Annotated in this window: 23 protein-coding genes and 1 tRNA gene; 2 read left to right on the top strand and 22 right to left on the bottom strand. The window is 65.0% G+C overall.

All coding sequences use genetic code 11. The features are described from left to right. Positions 1 to 40 precede the first annotated feature (40 nt). From C1A13_RS06445 to ruvC, 12 genes are all read right to left on the bottom strand, one after another. On the bottom strand, positions 41 to 589 hold the full coding sequence (locus tag C1A13_RS06445) for a CDP-alcohol phosphatidyltransferase family protein (protein WP_101550272.1): 549 nt from the start codon (positions 587 to 589) through the stop codon (positions 41 to 43). Between the two features lie 39 nt (positions 590 to 628). Beyond that, positions 629 to 1342 carry a CvpA family protein gene (locus tag C1A13_RS06440; protein WP_101550270.1) on the bottom strand — a complete coding sequence of 238 codons (714 nt, stop codon included), beginning with the start codon at positions 1340 to 1342 and terminating at the stop codon, positions 629 to 631. 135 nt (positions 1343 to 1477) lie between these two features. Further along, positions 1478 to 2917, bottom strand: coding sequence for a DUF5711 family protein (locus tag C1A13_RS06435; protein WP_101550268.1), 1440 nt, complete (start codon positions 2915 to 2917; stop codon positions 1478 to 1480). A 25-nt stretch (positions 2918 to 2942) separates the two neighbouring features. Beyond that, a complete protein-coding gene (gene truA / locus C1A13_RS06430; RefSeq protein WP_101550266.1) occupies positions 2943 to 3677 on the bottom strand; it encodes a tRNA pseudouridine(38-40) synthase TruA in 735 nt (244 codons plus the stop codon). A gap of 16 nt (positions 3678 to 3693) precedes the next feature. Further along, entirely contained in the window at positions 3694 to 4536 is an 843-nt protein-coding gene (locus tag C1A13_RS06425; protein ID WP_101550264.1) for an energy-coupling factor transporter transmembrane component T family protein, read from the bottom strand. Next, the gene (locus tag C1A13_RS06420) at positions 4529 to 5398 is read right to left on the bottom strand and encodes an energy-coupling factor transporter ATPase (protein ID WP_101550261.1); all 870 of its coding nucleotides are present in this window, start codon (positions 5396 to 5398) and stop codon (positions 4529 to 4531) included. The genes C1A13_RS06425 and C1A13_RS06420 overlap by 8 nt, the downstream gene beginning before the upstream one ends. Then, positions 5395 to 6258, bottom strand: a complete 864-nt coding sequence (locus tag C1A13_RS06415) for an energy-coupling factor transporter ATPase (RefSeq protein ID WP_101550259.1) — start codon at positions 6256 to 6258, stop codon at positions 5395 to 5397. Before C1A13_RS06415 ends, C1A13_RS06420 begins: the two co-directional genes overlap by 4 nt. Positions 6259 to 6369: 111 nt before the next feature. Continuing rightward, positions 6370 to 7236: a class I SAM-dependent methyltransferase gene (locus C1A13_RS06410; RefSeq protein WP_101550257.1), complete on the bottom strand. Its 867-nt coding sequence runs from the start codon at positions 7234 to 7236 to the stop codon at positions 6370 to 6372. 4 nt (positions 7237 to 7240) lie between these two features. Further along, positions 7241 to 8581: a phosphoglucosamine mutase gene (gene glmM / locus C1A13_RS06405; RefSeq protein ID WP_101550255.1), complete on the bottom strand. Its 1341-nt coding sequence runs from the start codon at positions 8579 to 8581 to the stop codon at positions 7241 to 7243. Positions 8582 to 8615: 34 nt separating this feature from the next. Continuing rightward, on the bottom strand, positions 8616 to 9665 hold the full coding sequence (gene ruvB, locus C1A13_RS06400) for a Holliday junction branch migration DNA helicase RuvB (RefSeq protein WP_101550253.1): 1050 nt from the start codon (positions 9663 to 9665) through the stop codon (positions 8616 to 8618). A gap of 18 nt (positions 9666 to 9683) precedes the next feature. Next, entirely contained in the window at positions 9684 to 10286 is a 603-nt protein-coding gene (ruvA, locus tag C1A13_RS06395) for a Holliday junction branch migration protein RuvA (protein ID WP_101550251.1), read from the bottom strand. An 11-nt stretch (positions 10287 to 10297) separates the two neighbouring features. Then, complete coding sequence (ruvC, locus tag C1A13_RS06390) at positions 10298 to 10789, bottom strand: crossover junction endodeoxyribonuclease RuvC (protein WP_101550249.1); 492 nt, start codon at positions 10787 to 10789, stop codon at positions 10298 to 10300. 255 nt (positions 10790 to 11044) lie between these two features. On the opposite strand from ruvC, the gene C1A13_RS06385 reads away from it, so the two are divergent. Continuing rightward, positions 11045 to 11120, top strand: a tRNA-Val gene (locus C1A13_RS06385). 318 nt (positions 11121 to 11438) lie between these two features. Here the strand turns inward: C1A13_RS06385 and C1A13_RS06380 are convergent. Genes C1A13_RS06380 through C1A13_RS06370 form a run of 3 tightly spaced genes read right to left on the bottom strand, consistent with a single transcriptional unit; the run spans position 11439 to position 15523 of the window. Next, positions 11439 to 12122, bottom strand: a complete 684-nt coding sequence (locus C1A13_RS06380; protein ID WP_101550247.1) for a fructose-6-phosphate aldolase — start codon at positions 12120 to 12122, stop codon at positions 11439 to 11441. 33 nt (positions 12123 to 12155) lie between these two features. Next, positions 12156 to 14558, bottom strand: coding sequence for a glycyl radical protein (locus tag C1A13_RS06375; RefSeq protein WP_101550245.1), 2403 nt, complete (start codon positions 14556 to 14558; stop codon positions 12156 to 12158). Between the two features lie 14 nt (positions 14559 to 14572). After that, a complete protein-coding gene (locus C1A13_RS06370) occupies positions 14573 to 15523 on the bottom strand; it encodes an ROK family protein (RefSeq protein WP_172439194.1) in 951 nt (316 codons plus the stop codon). Positions 15524 to 15725: 202 nt separating this feature from the next. Between C1A13_RS06370 and C1A13_RS06365 the strand changes: the two genes are divergently transcribed. Beyond that, positions 15726 to 16625, top strand: coding sequence for a glycyl-radical enzyme activating protein (locus C1A13_RS06365; protein ID WP_101550241.1), 900 nt, complete (start codon positions 15726 to 15728; stop codon positions 16623 to 16625). Between the two features lie 44 nt (positions 16626 to 16669). On the opposite strand, the gene C1A13_RS06360 is transcribed toward C1A13_RS06365, so the two are convergent. The 7 genes from C1A13_RS06360 to dnaB all read right to left on the bottom strand — a co-directional run bounded on the left by C1A13_RS06360 (position 16670) and on the right by dnaB (position 24421). Then, positions 16670 to 17428, bottom strand: coding sequence for a DeoR/GlpR family DNA-binding transcription regulator (locus C1A13_RS06360; protein ID WP_101550239.1), 759 nt, complete (start codon positions 17426 to 17428; stop codon positions 16670 to 16672). Between the two features lie 122 nt (positions 17429 to 17550). Then, complete coding sequence (locus tag C1A13_RS06355; RefSeq protein WP_101550237.1) at positions 17551 to 18078, bottom strand: cysteine hydrolase family protein; 528 nt, start codon at positions 18076 to 18078, stop codon at positions 17551 to 17553. Positions 18079 to 18127: 49 nt separating this feature from the next. Beyond that, a complete protein-coding gene (locus C1A13_RS06350) occupies positions 18128 to 19069 on the bottom strand; it encodes a 1-phosphofructokinase family hexose kinase (protein ID WP_101550235.1) in 942 nt (313 codons plus the stop codon). Between the two features lie 15 nt (positions 19070 to 19084). After that, positions 19085 to 21049 (bottom strand): ATP-dependent zinc metalloprotease FtsH, encoded by a 1965-nt coding sequence (gene ftsH, locus C1A13_RS06345; RefSeq protein ID WP_101553201.1) that lies wholly within the window; start codon positions 21047 to 21049, stop codon positions 19085 to 19087. 114 nt (positions 21050 to 21163) lie between these two features. Next, positions 21164 to 21718, bottom strand: a complete 555-nt coding sequence (hpt, locus tag C1A13_RS06340) for a hypoxanthine phosphoribosyltransferase (protein ID WP_242970823.1) — start codon at positions 21716 to 21718, stop codon at positions 21164 to 21166. Between the two features lie 2 nt (positions 21719 to 21720). Continuing rightward, positions 21721 to 23115 carry a tRNA lysidine(34) synthetase TilS gene (gene tilS, locus C1A13_RS06335; RefSeq protein WP_101550233.1) on the bottom strand — a complete coding sequence of 465 codons (1395 nt, stop codon included), beginning with the start codon at positions 23113 to 23115 and terminating at the stop codon, positions 21721 to 21723. Beyond that, positions 23105 to 24421, bottom strand: a complete 1317-nt coding sequence (gene dnaB, locus C1A13_RS06330; protein WP_101553199.1) for a replicative DNA helicase — start codon at positions 24419 to 24421, stop codon at positions 23105 to 23107. Before dnaB ends, tilS begins: the two co-directional genes overlap by 11 nt. Between the last annotated feature and the right edge of the window lie 24 nt (positions 24422 to 24445).

The raw sequence follows: 24445 nt of genomic DNA, 5'->3' as shown, positions 1-24445 counted from the left end.
TATTAACGCGTCATAAATAATCATACGATTTTGGTGTAGTTTACCGTTTTTTGGCGGAACGCAGCATCCCCCAGAACATCACCCCGTACCGCAGCAGCGAGAAGAGCATGAAGACGAGCAGCAGCAGGAGCATCGCAAGGATGGTCCCGTCGCTCAGCGACGGGAAGGCCACGATCGTGATCATAATGACGTAAAACATGACGGTCGCGAGCTTGCCGAACCACTTGGCCCCCTCGATGGTGACCCGCTTGCGGTGCAGGCGCAGTCCGCCGACCAGCATGAGGAATTCCTTGAGGATGAAGACCGCGTAGAGCGGCCAGAGGTGCGGCTTCGTAATCCACAGCGCCGCGACGACGGAGGCCAGGGTGAGCTTGTCCGCGATGGGGTCGAGGATTTTGCCGAGCTGGGTGATCTGGTTGCAGCGCCGCGCGATATAGCCGTCGAGCGTGTCGCTGAGCGCCGAAACCCCGAGGATCAGCGCCGCCGCGTAGAATTGCAGCTGCGTCTGCGCGGTCAGGAACCGCCACAAAAAGAGCGGGATCAGCACGATCCGCAGGACGGTCAGCGCGTTCGGAACATTCATTTTCATGGCGGTCAACCCTCTCTCTGGCGTCGGAGGCCAAACGGCTTATGCAAGCTGCCCCAGCAGCGTGGGATCGGCGAAATAGCGGAACAGGAAGGTGTGGCCGATCGTGTCGGCGCGGAAGATCCACCAGCCCTCCGGATAGATGCCCAGCAGCCCCCGCAGCAGGAAAGCGAACACCCACACGAGCAGCACCCCCTCGAGGACGCCCACCGCGCCGCCGAGCAGCGCGTTGATCGGGCCGACCACCGGCAGGTGGTTGACGATCCCCAGCGTGGAGAGCAGGATGTTCGCGATGATCGACAGGATGGAGAAGAGCAGCACGAACCCGATCATGCCGATCGCGCTGACCATGAGCGGACGCAGGGTGGCGTCCGCCAGCTCTTCCACGATCCCGTCGGCGAGCGCCTGCGGGTCGAACTCGTCGGGCAGCATCTCCTTCATCGAGTCAAATCCGCTTTCCAGCGCGCCGAGGCCGTCGTCGAGCGCCGAGAGCATCCCCGCCCGCCCGTAGGAGATGAGGTCCGCTCCGCCGGGTTCGCGCGGCGCCTCCTGGCGGTGGGTGATCATCGGCTCTACCACCCGGTCATAGACGACCGGGGCGGCCGCGCGGCTGAAGAAGGAGGCCGCGAGAATGATCGCGACATAGGCGACCATCTGGATGACCGTGCGCAAAAAGCCCTTTTTCGCCGCCGCGTGCGCGCAGTAAACCACGATGGCGACGGCGGCGATATCCAATAAAATGGCTGCAATGTCCATAGATTCCCTTTCCTGCGGCTGTGCGCCCACCGGCGCGGGACGCGCGGCGGGAGCGCCGCAGCAAAAAGCGCTCCGCACAGGCGTCATGGCCGCTGCGGCCATTATACCAAATCTGCCGCAAATTTACAAATCGGTTCAGCCTCCCGGCGCGAGATCGTCGTAGTTGAGAAGGTCGCCCGACGAGGCGTCCCCGGAAGGGGCCGCGCTTTCGGGGGCGGATTCCGGTTCGGCCGCGCTTTCAGGCTCCGAATCCGGCTGGAGGTTTTCCGCGTCCCCGCCGCTTTCCGAAGGCGCTTCCTCCCCGGACGGCTGCAAAGACGCCTCCCCGGAAGGGCTGTCGTCCTCGTCCGCGGGGGCGCTTTCCTCCCCGGAGGAGGCGGGCGCTTCCTTGCCGGAGGAGGCGGGCGGCGCGATCTCGCCGATGTCGATGACGTTGATCGCCGTGTCGGTCGTGTAGTAGAGCTTGCCGCCGACCGGCTGGATCTGGCTCAAGCTGTTGATCTGCACCGACGCCGCCATCGCGCCGTCGAAGTCGAGGATGTGCAGACGGTCCTTGGCCATCAGGTAGATGTAGTCGCTGTCCGCCTTGACGCCCGAGATGTTGTAGTCGATGGTAAACCGCCCGACCTCGTTGAAATCGCGGTCGAGGGTCACCACCGAGAGGCGCTTCTCCTTGTCGTAGTTGCCAAGCACGAGCACCAGCCTGCCGTCGGGAGAATCGGCGTAGCGGTCGAGCACCGTCTCGCCGAAGGCGAAGGACGCCGTCTCCCGCAGGTCGCCGTCAAAGAGGATGACCCGCTGGTCGGTCAGCGCGCGGATCGCGCTCGCGCTGCGGTAGTCGACCATCAGGAGCAATTCGCCCGGCAGGTCGACCCGGCCGGTGTCCCCCTCCTGGTAGCTGAACTGAAATTTCCGGATGCTCGAGAGGTATTTGCCGTCCGACGCGTCCACGAACCCGACCGCCATCGTATCGCGGTTGTCGGCCAGCGAGATGCTGATGATCGGCGTGTTCCCCGAGAAGCGGAAGATCTCCTCGGCGCCGCGGTTGTAGACGATGACGCGCGCGAGCGCGTCGTTCGCGCCGGTGACGACCGCGAAGTTGCCGTTGGTGGCGAGGTCCGCGGTATGTATCTGGCTGTCGGTCGTGACCGACGAAAGCTGCGCCGACTTGGAGTAGACCGCCAGCTTTTCGGCGCTCGGGTCGTAGAGCAGGATGCGGTCGCGGGCGGTCTTGAGGGTCTGGCTGGCCATGCCGTGCTGCACGCCCAGCATCTGCCCGCCCGAGGAATTGTAGGTGTAGAGGTTGGTGTCGGTGAGCATCACGAGCGCGTCCCCCGCGCTCTCGAGCTCCGTCACCTGCCCGCCCGGCAGAGAGACGGGATATCCGTCGCCCGACGCCATCCCCGCCCGGAGGTCGCTGTAGGCGGTTTTGAGGTCGAGGTCGCCCGCCTGGCGGATGACCGTCACGCAGAGGAAGACCACCGCCGCGAAAAGCGCGAGGATGAAGAGGCTCCGCACCATCCGGCGCCGTGCGCGGCGGCGGCGCACCTTTTCAAGATCGGTTAACTGTGCCATCGGTTTTCCTCCCGTGAAGCTGAAATCAGTAGAATACCGCGTCGAGGTAGAGCCCGTGCGGCGGGGCGGTCGGACCGGCCGCGGCGCGGTCGCGGCCCGCGAGGATGCGGGGGATGTCGGAGGGGGCGAGCGCCCCGCGCGAAACCTCCAGCAGCGTGCCCGTCATGATGCGGACCATGTTGTAGAGAAAGCCGCCGCCCGTGACCGAGAAGGTGACGAGCGCCCCCTCGCGCGCGACCGACGCGGCGGTGATGGTGCGCACCGTGTCCTCCACCGAGCCGCCCGCGCTGCAAAACGCCGAAAAGTCGTGCGTCCCGATAAACTGCCGCGCCGCCGCGTCCATCGCATTTTCGTCGAGCGGGTATTTCCAGTGGAGCGCGAGACCGCTCAGGAACGGGTCGCGCACCGGGGAATTGTAGATCTTGTAGAGGTACCGCTTGCCGGTGCAGGAGTAGCGCGGATGGAACTCCTCCGGCACCTCGCGGCAACCGGTCACGGCGATATCCTCCGGCAGGCGCACGTTCATCGCGCGCACCACCGCGTCGCAGGGGATGCCGCTCTCGGTGCGCAGGGCGAGCGCGAAGCGGTTGGCGTGCACCCCCGCGTCGGTGCGGGAGCAGCCCTTCACGTCGAGCCGCGCGCCGAACACCGCCTCCACCGCGTCCTGTACCACCTGTGCCACGGAAAGCGCGTTTTGCTGCACCTGGAAGCCGTGGTAATTCGTGCCGCGGTAGCGCAGGGTCAAAAGCAGATGGCGCAACCCCGTCACCTCCCCGCTAGACAGAACGAAGCAGCAGGCCCAGCTGCTCCAAAACCCGGGCCCCGTAAAGATTGGAAAGGACGATGAAGACCAGACAGGCCCCCACGAAGACGGCGCTCCACACGTCGCGCGGGTGGATCTTGAGCTGCTTCATGCGGGTACGGCCTTCTCCGCCGCGGTAGCAGCGGCACTCCATCGCGAGCGCCAGCTCGTCCGCGCGGCGGAACGCCGACACGAAGAGCGGGATCAAAATCGGGATGAGCGCGCGCGCCCGCTGCATGAGCCCGCCGCTCTCGAGGTCGGCGCCGCGCGCCTTCTGGGCCGACATGATCTTGTCGGTCTCCTCGATGAGGGTCGGGATGAAGCGCAGCGCGATCGTCATCATCATCGCGAGCTCGTGCACCGGCAGCTTGAAGCGCTTGAGCGGGTTGCAGAGCCGCTCGATGCCGTCGGTGAGCGCGATGGGCGAGGTCGTGTAGGTCAGCAGGCTGGTGCCCGCGATCAGGCAGACGATGCGCACGCTCATGAATACGGCGGTCTTGACCCCCTCCGCCGTGAGCTTTAAAATCCACCACTGGAAAAGCACCCTGCCGTCGATGAAGAACATGTTGAGGACCGAGGTGAAGACGATGATCGGCACCACGGGCTTTAAGCTCCGCAGGATCATCACCGGCGGGATTTTGGAGATCCCGTAGACGAGCACGAGAAAGAGCACCCCGACCGCGAGCCCCACCGCGTTCTGCGCGGTAAAGAGCAGGATGATGTACGCGACCGTGAGCACGATCTTCATGCGCGGGTCGAGCCTGTGGATGGGGGAGGTCCCGGGGAAATACTGGCCGATCGTGATATCCTTAAGCATGGTTCCCCGCCCCCTTTCCGAGCAGCGAAAGCAGCTCCTCGCGCGCGTAGTCCATCGTGTAGACGCTCTCGCTCACCGGGAAGCCCTCCTCCCGCAGACCCATGAAGATGCGGGTCACCTGCGGCACCGAAAGGCCCATCCTCGTGATCTCCTCCGCGCGGGAGAAGACCTTCGCCACGTCGTCGTACATCGCGACGCCCGAGCGGTTGAGCACGAGCACCTTGCGCGCGTAGCGCGCGATGTCCTCCATGCTGTGGGAGACGAGCAGCACCGTGTTGCCCCGCTCCCGGTGGTAGCGCTTGATCTGTCCGAGGATGCTGTCGCGCCCCTTGGGGTCAAGCCCCGCGGTCGGCTCGTCGAGCACGAGGATGTCCGGGTTCATCGCGAGCACCCCCGCGATCGCCACCCGGCGCTTCTGCCCGCCCGAAAGCTCGAAGGGCGATTTCTGCAAATGGTAGTCGCGCAGGCCGACGAAGTTGGCGGCCTCGCGCACCCGCTCGTCCACCTGCGCGGGCGAGAGCCCCATGTTGACCGGTCCGAACGCGATGTCCTTGTAGACCGTCTCCTCAAAGAGCTGGTATTCGGGGTACTGGAACACCAGCCCCACCTTGAAGCGGTATTCCCGCAGGTTGGTCTCCTTGGCCCACAGGTCGGTCCCGTTGATGAGCACCCGGCCCGAGGTGGGCTTCAAAAGCCCGTTGAAGTGCTGGATGAGGGTCGACTTTCCCGAGCCGGTGTGCCCGATGACGCCGACGAACTCCCCCTGCTCGATCTCGAGGTTCACATGGTCGATGGCCGTCTTCTGGAAGGGGGTGCCGGCCGAATAGGTGTAGGTGAGCTCCTCCGTTTTGATTGCGATCATCTGGCGCCCACCCCCTTTTTGCGCAGCGCGTCCGAGATGGCCGCGACGGCCTCCGCCTCGGTAAGGATGCCGCCCGGCAGGTCGACCCCCGCCTGCCGCAGCTGCCAGCAGAGCTCGGTGGCCTGCGGCACGTCGAGCCCGACCTCCTTGAGCTCCCGCACGTGGGAGAAGACCTCCCGCGGCGGCGCGTCGAAGAGGAGCTCGCCGTCGTTCATCACGACGACCCGCTCCGCCTGCGCCGCCTCCTCCATATAGTGGGTGATCAGCACGACGGTGATGCCGTTTTCGCGGTTGAGGCGCTTGATCACGCTCAAAACCTCGCGGCGGCCTTTGGGGTCGAGCATCGCGGTCGGCTCGTCGAGCACGATGCAGCGCGGGCGCATCGCGATAATGCCCGCGATCGCGATCCGCTGCTTCTGCCCGCCCGAAAGCTGGTGCGGCGCGTGGGTCCTGTACTCGGTCATCCCCACGTCGGAAAGCGACTCGTCCACCCGGCGGCGGATTTCCGCCGGGTCGACCCCCATGTTCTCCGGCCCGAACGCCACGTCCTCCTCGACGATCGTCGCGACGATCTGGTTGTCCGGGTTCTGGAACACCATGCCCACCTGCTGGCGGATATCGTAGAGCTTGTTCTCGTCCGTCGTGTCGATGCCGCAGACGGTCACCTTTCCCTCGTTCGGGACGAGGATCGCGTTAAAATGCTTAGCCAGCGTGGATTTGCCCGAGCCGTTATGGCCGAGCACCGCCACAAACTGCCCCTCCGGGATGGTAAGGCTCACGCCCCGCAGGACGATATTCAGTTGGTTGTCCTCTTTCGGGTAGCCAAAGACCACCCGTTCCGCGGAAATGATGTCTTCCATTTGGCTGTCTCCTCTTAGATGGTCCGGTTCCCCGGGGGATACCGGCCGTGTGAGCTTGTCTGTTTCTGCGGGCCGCACCCGCGATGCGTTATCCGCGCGTCCGGACGGCGGTCACGGTTCGCGCGTCCAGACGGCGGTGCTCCCGCAGGGGAGCACCAGCCCCGTCCGCGTGACCGGCAGGCCGATCTCGTCGGCGGACACCCGCCCGCCGAACCGCTCCCCCACCGTCACCGACAGGATGTACGCCATCACCGACGGGGAGAGCCCCGTCGTATAGGAATTGAGCAGAAAAAATTCCGGCGCGTCCGACAGCGCCCCCGCGCAGAGGCTCACGAGGTCAAAGACGCTGTCCTCCAGCTTCCACACCTCGCCGCCCGGGCCGCGCCCGTAGCTCGGCGGGTCCATGACGATGCCGTCGTACCGGACGCCGCGGCGGATCTCCCGCTCGACGAACTTCTTGCAGTCGTCGACGATCCAGCGGACGGGCCTGTCCGAAAGGCCGGAGCGCGCGGCGTTGTCCCGCGCCCACTGCACCATCCCCTTGGAGGCGTCGACGTGGCAGACCTTCGCGCCCGCCGCCGCGCAGGCGAGCGTCGCGCCGCCCGTGTAGGCGAAGAGGTTGAGGACGCTCAGCTCCCGGCCGGCATTTTTGACAAGGCCGTCCATCAGGTCCCAGTTGACCGCCTGCTCGGGGAAGAGCCCCGTGTGCTTGAAGCCGGTCGGCCGGATGCAGAACCGGAGCGGTCCGTAGCCGATCTCCCATTCGGCGCGCGGCAGGCGGTTCACCTGCCAGCTGCCGCCGCCGCTCGACGAGCGGTTGTATCGCGCGTTGGCGCGGCCCCACTCCGGACCCTTCGGCGTCTTCCAGATCACCTGCGGGTCGGGGCGGGCGAGGATCACATCCCCCCACCGCTCCAGCTTTTCGCCGTCCGCCGCGTCGAGCAGTTCAAAGTCCTTCCATCCGGTTGCTGCGCGCATGTCATTACCCCTTTATCACGTCCGCGATCTCCCGCGCGATCGCCTCGATCTCTCCGATGTCCTGCCCCTCGACCATGATGCGGATGAGCGGCTCGGTCCCCGACGCGCGCACGAGCACCCGCCCGTCGCCGCCCAGCCGGTCGTTCTGCCGCGCGATCTCCCCCTGCACCCGCGCGTCCTGCGAGAGCGACGCCTTCATTTCCGGCGTCGCGCGGATGTTTAAGAGGGTCTGCGGATAGGTCTTCATGAGCCCCGCCGCCTCAGAGAGGGGCTTGTGGAAGAGCTTCAGGAGGCTCAGCATCTGGATGCCCGAAAGCTGCCCGTCCCCCGTGGGCATGAAGTCGCGGAAGATGATGTGCCCCGACTGCTCCCCGCCGATACAGAAGTCCTCGGCGAGCATCGTTTCGAGCACATAGCGGTCCCCGACCTTGGTGGCCTTGGTCGCGATGCCGTGCTTTTCGGCGAACTTGAAGAGGCCGAGGTTGCTCATCACGGTGGCCACAAGGGTGTTGTTTTTCAGTTTGCCCTGCTCCTTGAGATGGTATGCGAAGAGGGCGATCAGCCGGTCGCCGTCGACCAGTCCGCCGTTCTCGTCCACCGCGAGGCAGCGGTCGGCGTCCCCGTCGAAGGCGAGCCCCGCGTCGAAGCCGCCCTCGCGCACCCGCGCGCAGAGCTCCCCGATGTGGGTGCTGCCGCAGCCGTCGTTGATGTTTTTGCCGTCCGGCTCGGCGTGGAGGATGTCGCAGTCCGCGCCCAGCCCCTCAAAGAGCTTTTTCGCCGTGACGCTCGCGCTGCCGTTGGCGCAGTCGAGCGCGACGCGCAGCCCCGAGAGGTCGCACTCCACGGTGGTCTTGAGGTACTCCACATAGTCGTCCACCGCGCTGTCCGCGCGGCGCACCGTGCCGATCTCCGCCGGGGCCTTGATCGAATAGGGCTTCTCGTGGTCGAGCACGATCCGCTCGATCTCCTCCTCCTGCGCGTCAAGCAGCTTGTAGCCCCGGGAGGAAAAGATTTTGATGCCGTTATATTCATAGGGGTTGTGGCTCGCCGAGAGCATCACCCCCGCGTCCGCGCCGTACCTGGTCACCAGGAAGGCGACCGCCGGGGTGGGCACCACGCCGAGCAGCACCACGTCCGCCCCCGCGCTGCACAGCCCCGCCGCCATGGCGGATTCAAGCATGTCGGAGGAGATCCGCGTATCCTTGCCGACCAGGAAGGTCGGGCGGCGTCCGGTCGCCTCCTCCACCACCATGCCGGCCGCGCGGCCGAGGTTCATGGCGAGCTCGGGCGTCAGGTCGCCGTTGGCGACGCCGCGCACCCCGTCGGTTCCAAAAATTCTGCCCATTCGGTCTTTCTCCTATCGTATGTAATCGGTCCGCTCAGCCGAGCGTGAGCTGTCCGGGGGCGTCCTCCCCCGGCATTTTGAGCCCGAGATGCCCGTATGCCAGCGCGGTGGCGCACCGCCCGCGCGGGGTGCGCGCCAGAAAGCCGAGCTGCATGAGGTAGGGCTCGTAGACGTCCTCGAGCGTGATGGCCTCCTCGCCGACCGCCGCGGCCAGCGTGTCCAGCCCCACCGGGCCGCCCGCATAGTTCCTGATGATCGTCTCGAGCATCCGGCGGTCGGTCGTCTCGAGCCCGAGGTGGTCGATCTCCAGCCGGTCGAGCGCGATGGCGGCGATCTCCTTGGTGATCCTGCCGTCCCCCATCACCTGGGCGAAATCGCGCACCCGCTTCAAAAGCCGGTTGGCGACGCGCGGGGTGCCGCGGCTGCGGCGCGCCAGCTCAAACGCCCCTTCGGGGTCGCATTCGACCCCGAGGATCCCCGCGCTGCGCCGCACGATCGTGCAGAGCTCGTCGGCGGTGTACAGCTCCAGCCGCTGGATCACGCCGAACCGGTCGCGCAGCGGCGAGGTGAGCTGCCCCGCGCGCGTCGTCGCCCCGATCAGCGTGAAGTGCGGCAGGTCGATGCGGATCGACCGCGCCGACGGGCCCTTTCCGATGATGATATCCAGCGCGTAGTCCTCCATCGCGGGGTAGAGCACCTCTTCCACCGCGCGGGACAGCCGATGGATCTCATCTATAAACAGTATATCATTTGGCGCGAGATTGGTGAGTAACGCGGCCAAATCGCCCGGTTTTTCGATCGCCGGGCCGCTGGTGACGCGAATATTGACGTTCATCTCGTTGGCGATGATCCCCGAGAGGGTGGTCTTGCCCAGTCCCGGAGGGCCGTAGAGCAGCACGTGGTCGAGCGGTTCCCCGCGGCCCTTCGCCGCCTGGATGAAGACCCGCATGTTCTCCTTGACCTTCTCCTGCCCGATGTACTCCCCAAGCGTCCGGGGGCGCAGGGAGAGCTCGATCTCGCCGTCCGCCGGGGTATACTCCGGCGCGGCGATGCGGTTTTCAAAGTCCATCTCGTTGTCGAACATCCCCGATGCCCCCTCCCGTTATCTGCCGCCCGAAAGCGCCTTGAGCCCGTGCTTGATCAGTTCGTCCACCGGCGTGTCGGCGGCCATGCCCGCCAGCGCGCGCGCCGCCTCCGACTGGCTGTAGCCGAGCACGCACAGCGCGCTGACCGCCTCGCTCATATTGGTCGTCTCGCTGCGGAGCTGCGCGGCGACCTCCTGCATCCCCTCGGCGAGCCCGTCCGTCCCGAGCTTGTCCTTGAGCTCGAGGATGATCCGCTGGGCGACCTTCGGCCCGATGCCCGGCGCGTTGCGCAGGCTCTTCGCGTCGCCCGACGCGACCGCCAGCGAGAGCTGGTCGGGCGTCATGTCCGAAAGGACGGCCAGCGCCGACTTGGGCCCCACGCCGGACACGCCGATCAGCATCTGGAAGGCGGTCCGCTCCGCCTGGGTATAGAACCCGTAGAGGTCGAGCGCGTCCTCCCTTACGTTCAGGTGGGTATAGAGGGTGACCTCCCCGCCCGCCGGCGGCAGGCAGGAGAGGGTCGTCATCGTCGTCATGCACTTGTAGCCCACCCCGCCGCAGCTCACCACCGCGAGATAGGGCTCCACATGGATCAGCTTTCCGGTCACGCAGTAATACATCCCCGCGCCTCCTATCGGTATTTTGCAAGCAGCGAGCCCGCGCAGTGCGCGTGGCAGATGGCCAGCGCCAGCGCGTCGGCGGTGTCGTCCGGCCGCGGGACCTTTTCCAGCCCGAGCAGCCGGCGGGTCATCTCCATCACCTGCTGCTTTTCGGCCAGCCCGTAGCCGACCACCGACTGCTTGACCTGCATCGGCGTATACTCGTATACCGGCACGCCGCGCTGCTGCGCCGCGAGCAGGATCACCCCGCGCGCCTGCGCCACGTCGATGCCGGTGGTCTTGTTGTTGGTAAAGAAGAGCTGCTCGACCGACATCGCCGCGGGCGGGGTCTTGTCGAGCACCTGGCAGAGGTCGCCGTAGATGATTTCCAGGCGCGCCGGAAACGCCATCCCCGCCGGCGTGGTGATCGCGCCGAAGCGGATGGGCGTAAATTTCCCATAGGCATAATCGACCACCCCGAAGCCGACCGTGGCGTAGCCGGGGTCGATTCCCAGAATTACCATGACGCCCTCCTGTACATGCCAAATCAATTTATTATATCACATTCACGCACCGGCGAACAAGTGCTTTTCAGTTGGTTTTGACAGTGCGAAGGGGGCAATTTTTGACAGAACTGCACAATAAATCCCCCGGATTCCCCCCACACTCCTTGTCGATTTCCACGGTTTACAAATTTTTGCGCCAATTTTGAATTTTTCGCTTGCATTTTACCGAGAATTATATTATAATAACAAAGTCGCTGATAGAGACGACGATATGGACGGTTAGCTCAGCTGGTAGAGCACCTGCTTGACGTGCAGGGGGTCAGGGATTCGAGTTCCTTACCGTCCACCAGGGGTGCTGTCCGGGCAATCGCTTGGGCGGTACTTTTTTTGCTCTTTTTTAATTTCCATTTTTCTGGATATCACAATATATTTGATTTTTTCTCCCGATTTTCCACGAATATGACTATATACAGAATTGTAAATTTATGGTATACTAAAGGCGCAATCAAAATAAACCGTTTCCCCACAGAGCGTCCGCCTTTCCCGGCGGGCGTTTTGCTCTTCCCTGCCGCACGGCCCAAAACGCCTCCGCCGGGGCTGGAAAAATCGACCGCGGCGGAAAAAAGCCCGGCTGCCTCTGGCAGCCGGGCTTTTATGATCGTGCGGTTCAGATCGTCGACATCGTCTTGCCCGCACCATGGATCGCCTCAAAATCCTTCCGGAAGCCGTCCACCGCGCTGTCGATGCTGGTCATGCCCAGCCCCAGGCGGATGATGTCGGCGCCCACGGTGGCGCCCTGCGCGCCGCTCGCGTAGGCGGAGACGACCTGCGCGGCGTTCTTGAAGCTGGCGGCCAGGATCTTCGCGCCGCTGCCGCTGCCGTCGATGAACGCGCGGATCTCCGCGATGACCCGCGTGGGATCGGTGCAGTTATTCTCCATGCGGTTAAAATAGACCGCGATGTACTTCGCGCCCGCCAGTACGGCGAGCATCCCCTGCATCGTCGAATAGATCGCCGTGGCGGTGACGTTCACCCCCCCGGCGGAGAGCTTTTTGATGGCGGGCAGGCCCGCGGCGCTGACCGGGACCTTGATGAAGGTGTCCTTCCCGAGCTGATCGAGGATGTGGCGCGCCTCCTCCAGGATCGCGTCGGTGGCGGTGGAGACGACCTGCACATGCAGGCTGCGCTTTTTTCCGCAGAGCGCCTTGATCTCCCGCAGGCGGGCGTAGACGTCGATCCCGCCCTCCTCCTTCAGGATCGTGGGGTTGGAGGTCACGCCGACGACCGGCCAGCTGTCCAGTCCCTCCTTCAAATCTTCCAGATTCGCGGTGTCAAGCATCAGTTCATACATATTGAAAACTCCCTTTCGGTCAATTGATCGGCGTTACAGGGCCTGCTCGGTGCGCTCGATGATGTCGTCCTGCGTCCTGCGCGAGAGGACGTTGAAGAAGGCGCTGTACCCAGCCACCCGCACGATGAGGTCGCGGTGGTTTTCGGGGTGGGCCTGCGCGTCGAGCAGGGTGTCGCGCGAGACAACGTTGAACTGCACGTGGTAGCCGTGGAGGCGGTTGAAGAAGGTGCGCAGCAGCAGGACCAACTTCTCGCGGTTCTCCTCCTTTTGGAGCATCTGCGGGGTGACCTTCTGGTTCAGGAGCACGCCGCCCGTGATCTCCCCGGTGGGCAGCTTGGAGACGCTCTTGAAGACCGCCGTCGGGCCGTTTCTGTCGGCCGCGTGGCTCGGGGAGCACCCCTCGGCCAACGGCTCGCCCGCCCTGCGGCCGTCGGGGGTCGCCAGCGTGCCCGCGCCCTGCGGGACGTTGGCCGAGATCGAGCTGGTGCCCGCGTAGTAGATTCCGCCGATCGGGCCGCGCCCGTACCGGGTGTTGTGGTATTTCTTCATCTCGTCGATGTAGACATTGTAGGCGTCCACAACGAGGTTGTCAACATAGTCGTCGTCGTTGCCGTACTTGGGCGCGGCCTGTAGGAGCGCCCGGATGCGCTCGTTTTCCGGTCCCTCGAAGTTCTGTTCCAGCGCCTCCCACAGGCGTGCCGGGGTGACCGCTGCGTCCTCGAAGACGACCTTTTTGACGGCGGCGAGGCTGTCGGCCAGGTTGGCGATGCCCACCTGCAGGTCGCTGATGAAGTCGTAGACCGCGCCGCCCTCCTTCATGTTGAGGCCGCGCTCGATGCAGTCGTCGGTGAGCGCGCTGCAGAGGATGTCGGCGGTGTTCTCCTCGAGCACCATGTCGCAGGTCGCGTCGATGACCGTGCACTGGCGGCACATCTCGCGGATAACCTTGTCCCAGCAGGCTTTCACCTCGTCGAAGCTCTCCATATCGCGGAAATGCCCCGCCCCCTCGCAGAGTCTGGTGCCCGACGCGGGATCGACGCCGTCGTTCATCGCGATGAGCAGCGCCTTGGGGAAGTTCAAAAAGCTCATGCCGGTGCAGCGGTAGCCCCACTTCCCGGGGACCGCCGTCTCGACGCAGCCGATCGCCGAATAGTTGTAGGCGTCCTCCGGCTTCACTCCCTTGGCGATGAAGGAGGGGATAATCACCTCGTCGTCGTTGAAGGCGGGCATTCCGAACCCACAGCGCACCACCTCGACGCATTCGCGCATGAATTCGTCGGAAAGCCCCCTGTGGTAGCGCACGGTCAGGTTGGGCTGGGTCAGGCGGCACTGCGCCACGCTCTGGAGGATCAGCCGGCTCATCGGGTTGGTCGCGTCCCGCCCGTCGGGGGTCTGGCCCGCGATCGTCACGTTCTGGTAGAGGGGGCTGCCCGCGCTGAACTGGGTGTGGCTCCACGAGCGGATCTTGTTGATCGTGTAGGTCTTGAGCCAGAGGTTGCAGAGCAGCTCATCCGCCTGCGCCGCGGTGATCCTTCCGGCGGCGAGGTCCGCCTCGTAGTAGGGGTCGAGGTACTGGTCCATCCGCCCGTAGGAGAGGCTGTGGCCGTTCGATTCGATCTGGAGCACGAGATGGGTGAGCCAGAGGGCCTGCACGGCCTCCCGGAAGCTCTCCGCCGGCCCGTAGGGCACCTTGTTGAGGATCCGGCTCATCTCCAGGAGCTCCGCCCGGCGGGCTTCGTCCGGCTCCTCCTGCGCCGTCTGGAAGGCGAGGTCGGCGTACCGCCTGGCGAAGGCGCGCACCGCGTCCACCACGATGACGACCGCGCGGTAGAAATAACTCTTGTGGATATTGCGGTAGTCGGTCAGGTCGAGCGCGGCGAGCTTTTCCTCCGCGCGGCGCTTATAGTCCCCGAGGCCCGCCCGCAGCATGTCGCCGTAATTGACCGCGCAGTGCGCGTCGCCCGAGGTGATGTTGCCCTCCGACTTGATGATGCCGAGGTCATAGTAGAGCCTCGAGTGGGGCGGGAAGGCCGCGAGGCCCCTGTCGAGCACCGTGTTGTGCTCCCAGAAGGGCGCGATCTCCCGCAGCTTCCGCTTATTCTCCTCCGTGATGTAAAAGACGTCGCCGTCCCGGCGCTCGAACTCGTCGAGCTCGTCGATCACCCACGACATCGCGTACTCGGGGAAGATCGGCGCGCTGCGGTTGCTCGACGCCTGGTTTCCGGCGATCAGCGTCTGCGGCTCGATGAAGATCGACATGCCCGCAAGCACCTCGCGCAGCATGATCGCGCGCTTGAGGGCGAGCGGCTGGTCCTGCCGCTCGCGGTAGACGCGGGTGGTGATCACCGCGCGCTCGACGCAAACCTGCGGCTTCGCGTTCAGCAGCTCCTCGCGGAAGGCCGCCATGCGCGGGGTAAGCTCTCCAAAATAACTCATATCGGGTTCTCCTTTCAATAGAACAGCTCGGCCGCGCCGATGACGCCGAAATCGTGTTCAAGCTCCGCCATCTTGAAGTAGACGGGCATATCGTTATGATTATAGCCGTCGAACACCTCGCGCACGCGTCCGAAGAGCAGTTCCCCAAAGCCGGTCAGCCCGCCGCCGAAGATGAAGCAGTTGATGTTGAGGGTCACATAGAGGTTATAGAGCCAGATGCCCAAAAACTTCGCCATCTGCCCGAGCGCACGCAGCGCCATCGCGTCCCCCAGCCCGCACGCCTGCCGGAGGTGCACCGCCGTGATCTTTTCCGCCCCGCCCGCCAGCTCGGCCATGACGGTCGGTTCGCCCGCCGCGATCCAGCTTCGGATGTGCCGGACGATCATCGAGCCGGAGCACCAGCTCATGAGGCAGCCGCGGTTGCCGCAGCCGCACTCGATCCCCTCGCCGGGCGTGACGATCATGTGCCCGCTCTCCCCCGACCAGCCGTACCGGCCCCGGAAGAGCCTGCCGTCGATGACGATGCCCGACGAGATGCCGGTGCTCACCGGGCAGTAGACGATGTTCTGGAAGCCGCGCCCCGCGCCGTGGCGGAATTCCGCCAGCGCGCCGGTGTGGGAGTCGTTGTCGAGCAGCACCCGCGCGCCGCCGAGCTTCTCCATCAGGTAGGCGCGCGCCGGGAAGTCGCGGATCTTCGTCAGGTTGGTGGTCTTGACGATCCGCCCCTCCTCGAAGAGGATGAAGGAGGGCATCCCGATGCCCACGCCGCGCAGGTTTCCCGGGGCGATCCCCGCCTCCTCCATCAGCTCCCGCACGTTGGCGGCGACGCCGTCGAAAAACGCCTCGGGGGAAAGAGAATCGTCCGATCGGCAGCGGCGGCGCGCCACGATCTGTCCCGCGCCGTCAAACACGCCGTACGCCGTCTTGGTCCCGCCCACGTCAACGCCGATTACATACTGTTCCATGCGGCCGCTCCTCCCTGCTGTCAAGTAAATTCGTTCGTAAGTATTTACCCATTCGTTTGCAATTTCATTGTAGCAATCTCCCCAAAGAATGTCAATTGTATTTCTGTACAAAATCTTATGATATTTCATTCGTAAGTTTTCGTTTACTTTTGGGCTTCCCCGTGCTACAATGGAGCCAGACAAACGAGGGGGGGGCGTTCCCATGGGCGAGAAGCGCCTGATTTTCAATCTCCAGAAGTTCAGCCTGCACGACGGGCCGGGCATCCGCACCGTCGTGTTCTTGAAGGGCTGCCCGCTGCGCTGCGCGTGGTGCGCCAACCCGGAAAGCCAGAGCCCCGACATGCAGATTCTGTGGGACGGCGGGCAATGCCTGCGCTGCGGCGGATGCGCGCGCGCCTGCCCGCGGGGGGCGGCCGCGCTCGGCGCCGAAGGGGTGCGGATCGACCCCACGGCCTGCGTGGGGTGCGGGGCCTGCGTGCGGCAGTGCCCGGCGCGGGCGCTCTCCTGTGAGGGGTCGTGGAAATCCGCGGAGGAGGTGCTGCGCGTCTGCATGCAGGACCAGCCCTTCTACGAGGAGAGCGGCGGCGGGGTGACGCTCTCGGGCGGCGAACCGCTCATGCACCCCGATTTCTGCGCCGCGCTGCTCGGGGCGCTGCGGGAGCGAAAGGTCCACACCGCGATCGAGACGACCGGGTACGCGCCCGCCGCCGACTTCGACCGGGCGGCGGCGCTCGCGGACCTGCTGCTCTTCGACGTGAAGCACTGGGACGAGGCACGGCATGTCGCGGGGACGGGCGTCTCCAACCGCGCAATCCTCGACAACCTGCGGTGGGCCGCCGCCTCCGGAAGCGAGGTGCTCCCCCGGATTCCGGTCATCCCCGGCTATAACGACGCGCCCGCGGACGCGGACGGCTTCCGACGCCTTCTCCGGGAGGCCGGCCTTTCGCGGGTGCAGCTGCTCCCCTTCCACCAGTTCGGCGAGAAAAAATACGCCCTGCTCGGGCGCGCCTACGCCTATTCCGGTGCGGACGCGCTGCACGAGGAGGATTTGGAGGACTACCGGCGGCGGTTCCTCGACGGCGGGATCGACGCCTTCTTCTAACGCGCAAACGCCCCGGGCGGCCAACGGCCGTCCGGGGCGTTTTCTTATTCGTTTGCCGGCACCGTGTGCACCGTGACCGCGCGCGCCTCCAGTTCATGGCGCGCTTCGGGCGGGATGCCGTCGTCGGTGATCACCGTCCGCGCCTTCTCCGCGAGCTGGAGCGGCACCACGCCGTGGCGCCCGAACTTGCTGCTCTCCATCAGCACGACCACCTCCTCCGCCTGCGCGGCCATATCCCGCACCGCCTGCGCCCGCAGGTGGTCGCTGTTGGTGAAGCCGCTGCGGCTCGCGTAGCCGTCGGTGCCGATGAACAGCCGGTCGACGCAGAAGTTTTCCGCGCACTGCCGCACAAGCGGCCCCACCATCACCTGGGCGTCGTTCTGGTAGACGCCGCCCAGCAAGATCACCTTCGCGCCCGGCTTCCTCCGCACGTACCCGGCGATGAACGCGCTGTTGGTGATGATCGTCACATCCCGGCCCGCGCCCGTCAGCGCGTCCGCCAGCAGCGCGCAGCAGCTTCCGCTCTCGATCATGACCGTCTCGCCGTCCCGCACCAGCTCCGCCGCGCGCGCCGCGATGCGGCGTTTCGCCTCATAGTGGTAGGCGATGCGCCCGTTGAGGTCGTCCGGACTGCAAAGCACGGCCCAGCCGTGCTCCCGGTGGATGACCCCCTTCTCCTCCAGCGCGTCGAGGTCCTTGCGGACCGTCACCTGCGAAACGCCGATCTCCCGCGCCAGCGCGGCCACTTCGATCCGCTTGCGCTCGGTCAAAAGCTCCAAAATCCGGTATTCCCGCTGTTTCACTGCCGTCACCTCATTTGTTGTTCCATCTTAGCACAACGCGATAACGAAATCAACCCGTTTTTCTTTCAAATGAAGCGGAAAGGGGCGGGCAGCCCTTGGCTGCCCGCCCCTTTTGTCCTGGATTACCGGTTGGTCACGGCGACCTGGAGGCCCTCCATCACGTCGAGCGCCTTTTCGTTCATCGCCGGGTCGGCGCAGGCGGTGCACCGCGCGTCGACCGACACCCGCGCCTCGGGCAGCGCGGCCTTGACGAGCACCGCGTTGGAGATCACGCAGATGTTGGAAACCAGCCCGCACAGCTCGACCTCCTCATAGCCCTGCGTCTTGGCGTAGTAGGCCAGCGCCATCGATCCGAAGGCGGGCTTGTGGAAGCAGGGGGTCAGCGCGTCGCAGTAATCGGCCACCCTCCCGTAGAGCTCCCAGCCCGGCATCCCCCGCACACAGTGGGTGACGGGCAGGTTTTTGCCCTCCTGCGTCTCCAGGTAGTCCTCCCCGTGGGTGTCGAAGGTGAACGCCACGTCGTCCCCGCGGGCCTTGTACTCCTCGATCTTGCGGCAGATCGGCTCCTCGAGCGCCTCCGCGCCCGGGAACCCGAGGCTCCCGTTTACAAAATCGTTCTGGTAGTCGACCACAACCAACAGCTTGCTCACTTGCTTGTCCTCCCCTTTGAAAAGGGCCGGATTCCTCCGGCCCTCTTTTTCAGATTTCGTATACGGATACCTGGTTATTGACCATCGCGACCGAGATGCGCCGGGGCGGGTTCGTGCCCTCCACGAGGCAGGAGGCCGTCCCGAAGGCCGCCGCGAACTGCAGCGAGCGCTTGGGGTCGTACTTGTAATCGTGCGCGATGATGAAGCCCGCGAGGGCCGCGTCGCCCGCGCCGATGGTGGATTTGATCTCCGAAAGCTCGGGGACGTCGGCCTTGTATGTAACCTTGCCGTCCCCGTAGACCATCCCCTCCGCGCCCATGCTCGCGAGCACGTGGCGCACGCCGAGATCGGCAAGCTGCTTGACGGCGGCCTTGATCTGCTCGAGCGATTCGAGCGGGCGGCCGACGAGCATGCACAGCTCCTCGAAGTTGGGCTTGATCACCCACGGCTGGATCTTGGCGATGTTTTCCAGCGTGGCGGAGCGGGTGTCCAGCGCGACCGTGCCGCCGCAATCCTTGATGAACATGCAGATTTCGCAGAAGATGTCGTCGGTGACCCCTTCGGGCATCGCGCCCGCCACCACGACCAGCGTCGCCGGGCGGATCTCCTCCGACAGCGCCGTCTCCAGCTCGTCGATCGTGCGCTGGCGGATCTTGGGGCTCTTGCGGATCAGCCGGGTGAAGGTGCCGTCCGGGGTGACGATGCTGATGTTCTCGCGCATCCGACCGGGCGCGAGGATGACCCGCGTCCGGACATGCTCGTCGTTGAGGCGCTCGAAATAGCGCTTGCTGTTCTCCTGTCCGGCCACGATGAGCGCGGTGTTCGCGAGCTCATAGCTTTGCAGCACGCGCGAAACGTCGACCGCCTTGCCCGCCGAATCGTACAGTTCGCTGGTGACGTTGTTCTCGCTGCCCATGATGAACCCGTCCACATAGAGGGTGATGTCCGCCACGGGGTTGAGCGACAGCGTGATGATCTTGTCGAAGAGCATCTTCCTTACCTCCCGCTAAAAGTGATTCCATTCCTCCCCGAACGGCGAATTGTCCGGGTGCTCCGCGGGGGGAGCCTGCCCTCCCGGGGCGGGTTCCTCTTTGGGGGCGGTGTCCTTGGGCGGCTCAGGCTGCCGGCCGGGCGCGGCGCGGTAGAAGGAGGACCCGGAGGTCTCCGGGACCGGCCTGCCCTCCATCATCGCGGCGAACTGGTCCTCCTCCATCTTCTCGTGCTCGAAGAGGTACTGCGCCACCTGGTGCAGCTGATCCATGTGCTCGGTGAGGATTTCGACCGCGCGCTCGAAGGCGGTGTCGATGATCTCGCGGATCTCCGCGTCGATCTCGGCGGCGACGTTTTCCGAGTAGCTCGGAGTGCTCGAGAAGTCGCGGCCGAGGAAGATCTCGTTTTCGTCGTGCCCGTAGACGATGGGCCCCAGCTTCTCCGAGAAACCGTAGCGCATGATCATGTTGCGCGCGACCTTGGTGGCGCGCTCGATGTCGTTGGAGGCGCCGGTCGAGATGTCCTCGAGCACGAGCTTCTCCGCCACGCGCCCGCCGAGCAGGGTGACGATCTCCTCGTTCATCTCCCGCTTGGTCATGTAGGATTTGTCCTCGCCCGGCAGCGAAAGGGTGTAGCCGCCCGCCATGCCGCGCGGGATGATCGATATCTGGTGCACCGGGTCCTGCGTGGGCAGATAGTAGGTGCAGACCGCGTGCCCCGCCTCGTGGTAGGCGGTGAGCTTTTTGTCCTTCTCGGTGACCACCCGGCTCTTCTTCTCGGGGCCGGCGATCACCTTGATGGTCGCCTCCTCGATCTCGGTCATCGTGATCGCCCGGAGGTTCTTTTTGGCGGCGAGCAGCGCCGCCTCGTTCGCGAGGTTTTCGAGGTCCGCGCCGGTGAAGCCGACGGTCGACGCGGCGATCGTATGCAGGTTCACGTCGGGCGCGATCGGTTTATTCTTGGTGTGGACGCGCAAGATCGCCTCGCGCCCCTTGATGTCGGGATAGCCGACCGCGATCTGGCGGTCGAAGCGGCCGGGGCGCAGCAGCGCCGGGTCGAGGATGTCGCGGCGGTTGGTCGCCGCGATGATGATGACGCCCGTGTTGGTGCCGAAGCCGTCCATCTCGACGAGCAGCTGGTTGAGGGTCTGCTCGCGCTCGTCGTGCCCGCCGCCGAGTCCCGCGCCGCGGTGGCGGCCGACCGCGTCGATCTCGTCGATGAAGACGATGGACGGGGCGTTCTTTTTGGCCTGCTCAAAGAGGTCGCGCACACGCGACGCGCCGACGCCGACGAACATCTCGACGAAGTCGGAGCCGGAGATCGAGAAGAAGGGCACGCCCGCCTCGCCGGCGACCGCCTTGGCAAGCAGCGTCTTACCGGTTCCGGGAGGGCCCATAAGCAGCACGCCCTTGGGGATGCGCGCGCCGAGGGAGTTGAATTTGGAAGGGTTCTTGAGGAACTCGACGATCTCGACGAGCTCCTCCTTCTCCTCGTCCGCGCCCGCGACGTCCTGGAAGGTCACCTTCGGGCCCTCCTCGGGGGCGCGGGGCTTCGCCTTGCCGAAGCTCATCACGCCGCCCGTGCCGCCGCCGCGCGCCTGCTTCATCATCATGTAGTAGAAGAAGACGAGCAGGCCCACGAGCACGAGGGTCGGCAGCAGGCTCACCCACCAGGGGGTCTGCTTGATCGGGAAGTGGTCGTAGACCATCGGGGCGTCGGGGTGCGCCTCGTTGTACTGCCGGACGAAGCTCTTGGTGCCGTCCGGCTTGTCGGAACTGATATCGTCGAGGAAGAGCACGACGTTGGGGACCTTGTAGTCCTTGGTCGTGTCGTCCTGGAAGGTCATCTTCAGTTCGCCGGTGCCCAGGTCGAGGGTGTATTCCTTGACCTCCTGCCGCTGGAAATACCCGAGCACGTCGGAATACTTCTCGGTGACGGGGGTCTGCCGCATCGACGAGAACATCAGCACGGCCATGAGCATCAGCAGCAGAAAGGTCGAAAGCCAGATGCCGATGCCTCTTGACTTTTTGTTCAAATCAGATTCACTCCTGTCAAATCATTGCGCGCCCAAAGCGCGCCGCACGGCGGCGCGGGACTACTTTTCGTAGACCTCCGGCTTGAGCACGCCCACATAGGGGAGGTTGCGGTATTTCTCCGCGAAGTCGAGCCCGTAGCCGACCACGAACTCGTCGGGCACCTCGAAGCAGGTGTAGTCCGCCTGGATGTCCGCGGCGCGGCGGGCGGGCTTATCCAGCAGCGTCGCGATGCGGATGTCCGACGCGTGCCGCTGCATGAGCAGCTCCTTGAGGTATTTGAGGGTCAGGCCGCTGTCGAGGATGTCCTCGACGATGAGGATGTTGTAGTCCTGGGGGTTGATGTCGATATCCTTGATTATCTTAACCACTCCCGAGGATTTTACGCCGGAGCGGTAGCTCGAAACAGCCATGAATTCGATCTCGCAGGGGACGGTGATCGCGCGGATGAGATCGGCCATAAAGACGAACGATCCCTTGAGCACGCCGAGCACCAGCAGCTTTTTGCCCGCGTAATCCGCGGAGATTTTCGCGCCGAGTTCCTTTACCTTTTCCGCGATCGCATCTTCCTCGATCAGTACCTTCAGGATGTCGTCCGTCATATTCCCTTTCGCCATGCCTATTCATCCTCCGCTCGTTTGTCCCCCGCCCCGGACTCCGGCGCGAGGGTGATCATCATGATGTTTTTCGTCCCGCGGCCGACCCGCACCCGCTCGTCCACGCCGGCGCCCTCCGCAAAGAAGACCCCTTCGCTGTCGGCCAGCACGCACAGCCGCTCGCGTCCGTCGAGCCCAAGCTCGGAAAAGAGCTTTTTGAGCGTTTTCGTACATCCGCGCCCGGCGGGCTTCATCCGGTCGCCCGCCTGCCGTGAACGTAAAAAAATATCAACATTTATTTTATCATAGTCGGCCGCGTTTTTTAATCCCTTATCCGGAATGTTCTCAAAAATTTCATAATCTGCACAGTTTATAACCGAAAATTCTATTGCTTTTCCACCGTCCAGCGGAATCCGCGCGCCGTCAAGCCGCGCCTTCTCGAGCTGCCGCGGCGCGATCGGCGCGAGGCGCTCCCCGCGCCGTTCCAGCCGCAGCACCCCTTCCCGCACGGTGACGTAGAGCCGCGGCCCGACCTGCATCGTGTGCCTGCGGCTGTTCACCAGCATGCCGGCGACCGCGCCGATCCGCTCGGCCGAGCGTTCGACGCCGCCCTCCTCGAGCAGCGAGGCGATGATGCGGGAGCGGAGCGCCGGGTGCAGTGCCGCGAGCCCCGCCGCGTCGTAGCCGCCCTCCCGGCGGAGCTTCTCCCCCGCCTCCCCCGCGAGCCGCGCGAGGCAGTCGGCGTCCCGCCGCAGAGAGTCGGTCATCCGCCCGACGGCCGCGAGCGCCTCGGGATTCACCCGGAAAAGCTGCGGCAGGACGTTGTGGCGGATGTGGTTGCGGGTGTAGCGGTCGGTCAGGTTGGTGCTGTCGGTGACGTAGCAGAGGCCGTGGGCCGCGCAGTAGTCCTCCGTCTCCCGCCGGGTGCAGCCGATGAGCGGCCGCACGACCGCCCCGCGCACCGGCGGGATGCCGCACAGCCCGGCGATGCCGGTGCCGCGCGCGAGATTCAAAAGCACCGTCTCGGCGGCGTCCGAGAGAGTGTGCGCCGTCGCGATCTTGCAACGGTATTTTTCCGCGAGCTCGTCGAAGAAGGCGTAGCGCGCCTCCCTCGCCGCGACCTCGATCGACACGCCCCGCTCCCGCGCGAGCGCCTTGACCTCGACCCGGCGCAGGTCGAGCGGGATTCCATACTGTTCGCACATTGTGCGCACGAGCTGTTCGTCCCGGTCGCTCTCCTCCCCGCGCAGGCAGTGGTTGAGGTGGCAGGCGCGCACCGTCAGGCGAAGGTCGGTGAGCGAGCACAAAAAATCAAGCAGGGCGACCGAGTCGGCGCCGCCCGAAACCGCCGCCGTGACCGTGTCACCCTGCCGGAGCATGGAAAACTCTTCAATTGTCGCCCTCGCCTTACGGTTCATCGCGCCCCAGCTCCAAATTCGTAAATCTCGTGTAACGGTTGTCCCAGCCGAGCTTGACGACCCCCACCTCGCCGTGGCGGTTCTTGGCCACGTCGCACTCGGCGATGTTGCGCTCCTCCGCCTCCTCGCGCGCGTAGTAGTCCTCGCGGTAGAGCAGCAGGACGATGTCGGCGTCCTGCTCGATCGAGCCCGATTCGCGCAGGTCGGAGAGCATCGGCTTGTGGGTGGTGCGGCTCTCCGGTCCGCGGGAGAGCTGGGAAAGGGTGATGACCGGGACGTTGAGCTCCTTGGCCATGATCTTGAGGTTTCGGGTGATCTCCGAGACCTCCTGCACGCGGTTTTCGCTGCGCCGCCCGGTGGACATCAGCTGGAGGTAGTCGATGATGACGAGGTCGACCTTTTTGAGCCGGCGCAGCTTCGCCTTCATCTCCCCCACCGTGATGCCCGGCGTGTCGTCGAGGTAGACGTCCGCCTTGGAGAGCACCTGCGACGCCATCGCGATGCGCACCCAGTCGTCCCCCGTGAGCTCGCCCGTGCGCAGCAGCTGCCCCTCGACCGACGCCTGCGACGAAAGCAGGCGCTGCGCGAGCTGCTCGCTGCTCATCTCGAGGGAGAAAACGGCGACCGTGCGCCCCCCCTTGGTGGCGACGTTCTCCGCGATGTTGAGCGCGAGGGAGGTCTTGCCCATGCCGGGGCGGGCCGCGATAAGGATGAGGTCGGTCTTGTTGAGCCCGGTGATCACCCGGTCGAGCGCCGGGTAGCCGGTCGAGATGCCCTTATACTTGTCCCGGTCCTCGCCCGAGAGGTGCTGGAGCAGCTCGTAGGTCTCGGTGATCGCCGTGCGGATATGCTTGAAGGAGCTCGTGTTGCGCCCCTGGCGGATGTCGAAGATGCTCTGCTCGGCCGAGTCGAGCAGCACGTCGGACTCCGCCTGGGACTCCTGCGCCATGTCGATGATCTCCCGCGAGGCGGTGATCAGCCGGCGCACGTAATATTTTTCGCGCACGATCCTGCAATACGCCTCGACGTTCGCCGACGAGGGCACCACCTGCGCGAGATTGGTCAGGTAGATTTTGGCGTCCTCGTCGGTCTCGAAGATCTGCTCCCCCTTGACCGCGTCGAGGATCGTGATGAAGTCCATCGTCCGGTTCATATTGAACATGTTGGTCATCACGTCGAAGATCTGCTGGTGCTGGGGGCGGTAGAACGCCGCCGACCGCAGGTTCTCCATCACCAGCGCGAAGCAGGAGGGATCGATCAGCACCGCGCCGAGCACGCTCTGCTCCGCCTCGAGGCTGTAGGGCATCTGCCGGCCGTATTCCCCCGTGTC

Source organism: Anaerotruncus massiliensis (ex Togo et al. 2026) (genome assembly GCF_900199635.1).
Taxonomy (GTDB): Bacteria; Bacillota; Clostridia; order Oscillospirales; family Ruminococcaceae; genus Anaerotruncus; species Anaerotruncus massiliensis.
Note: the sequence above shows the minus strand (reverse complement) of the source record. Positions and strands in the feature narration are given on the sequence as shown.

Coding starts and splice junctions, on each gene's coding strand:
- glmM (WP_101550255.1), bottom strand. CDS start 8,581: ATGGGCAGAATTTTTGGAACCGACGGGGTGCGCGGCGTCGCCAACGGC.
- C1A13_RS06365 (WP_101550241.1), top strand. CDS start 15,726: ATGGGCGAGAAGCGCCTGATTTTCAATCTCCAGAAGTTCAGCCTGCAC.
- C1A13_RS06445 (WP_101550272.1), bottom strand. CDS start 589: ATGAAAATGAATGTTCCGAACGCGCTGACCGTCCTGCGGATCGTGCTG.
- C1A13_RS06425 (WP_101550264.1), bottom strand. CDS start 4,536: ATGCTTAAGGATATCACGATCGGCCAGTATTTCCCCGGGACCTCCCCC.
- ftsH (WP_101553201.1), bottom strand. CDS start 21,049: ATGCTCATGGCCGTGCTGATGTTCTCGTCGATGCGGCAGACCCCCGTC.
- C1A13_RS06415 (WP_101550259.1), bottom strand. CDS start 6,258: ATGGAAGACATCATTTCCGCGGAACGGGTGGTCTTTGGCTACCCGAAA.
- hpt (WP_242970823.1), bottom strand. CDS start 21,718: ATGGCGAAAGGGAATATGACGGACGACATCCTGAAGGTACTGATCGAG.
- C1A13_RS06435 (WP_101550268.1), bottom strand. CDS start 2,917: ATGGCACAGTTAACCGATCTTGAAAAGGTGCGCCGCCGCCGCGCACGG.
- C1A13_RS06375 (WP_101550245.1), bottom strand. CDS start 14,558: ATGAGTTATTTTGGAGAGCTTACCCCGCGCATGGCGGCCTTCCGCGAG.
- C1A13_RS06370 (WP_172439194.1), bottom strand. CDS start 15,523: ATGGAACAGTATGTAATCGGCGTTGACGTGGGCGGGACCAAGACGGCG.
- C1A13_RS06380 (WP_101550247.1), bottom strand. CDS start 12,122: ATGTATGAACTGATGCTTGACACCGCGAATCTGGAAGATTTGAAGGAG.
- tilS (WP_101550233.1), bottom strand. CDS start 23,115: ATGAACCGTAAGGCGAGGGCGACAATTGAAGAGTTTTCCATGCTCCGG.
- ruvB (WP_101550253.1), bottom strand. CDS start 9,665: ATGTTCGACAACGAGATGGACTTTGAAAACCGCATCGCCGCGCCGGAG.
- dnaB (WP_101553199.1), bottom strand. CDS start 24,421: ATGCCCTACAGCCTCGAGGCGGAGCAGAGCGTGCTCGGCGCGGTGCTG.
- ruvC (WP_101550249.1), bottom strand. CDS start 10,789: ATGGTAATTCTGGGAATCGACCCCGGCTACGCCACGGTCGGCTTCGGG.
- C1A13_RS06410 (WP_101550257.1), bottom strand. CDS start 7,236: ATGCGCGCAGCAACCGGATGGAAGGACTTTGAACTGCTCGACGCGGCG.
- C1A13_RS06440 (WP_101550270.1), bottom strand. CDS start 1,342: ATGGACATTGCAGCCATTTTATTGGATATCGCCGCCGTCGCCATCGTG.
- C1A13_RS06420 (WP_101550261.1), bottom strand. CDS start 5,398: ATGATCGCAATCAAAACGGAGGAGCTCACCTACACCTATTCGGCCGGC.
- C1A13_RS06350 (WP_101550235.1), bottom strand. CDS start 19,069: ATGCTCTTCGACAAGATCATCACGCTGTCGCTCAACCCCGTGGCGGAC.
- ruvA (WP_101550251.1), bottom strand. CDS start 10,286: ATGTATTACTGCGTGACCGGAAAGCTGATCCATGTGGAGCCCTATCTC.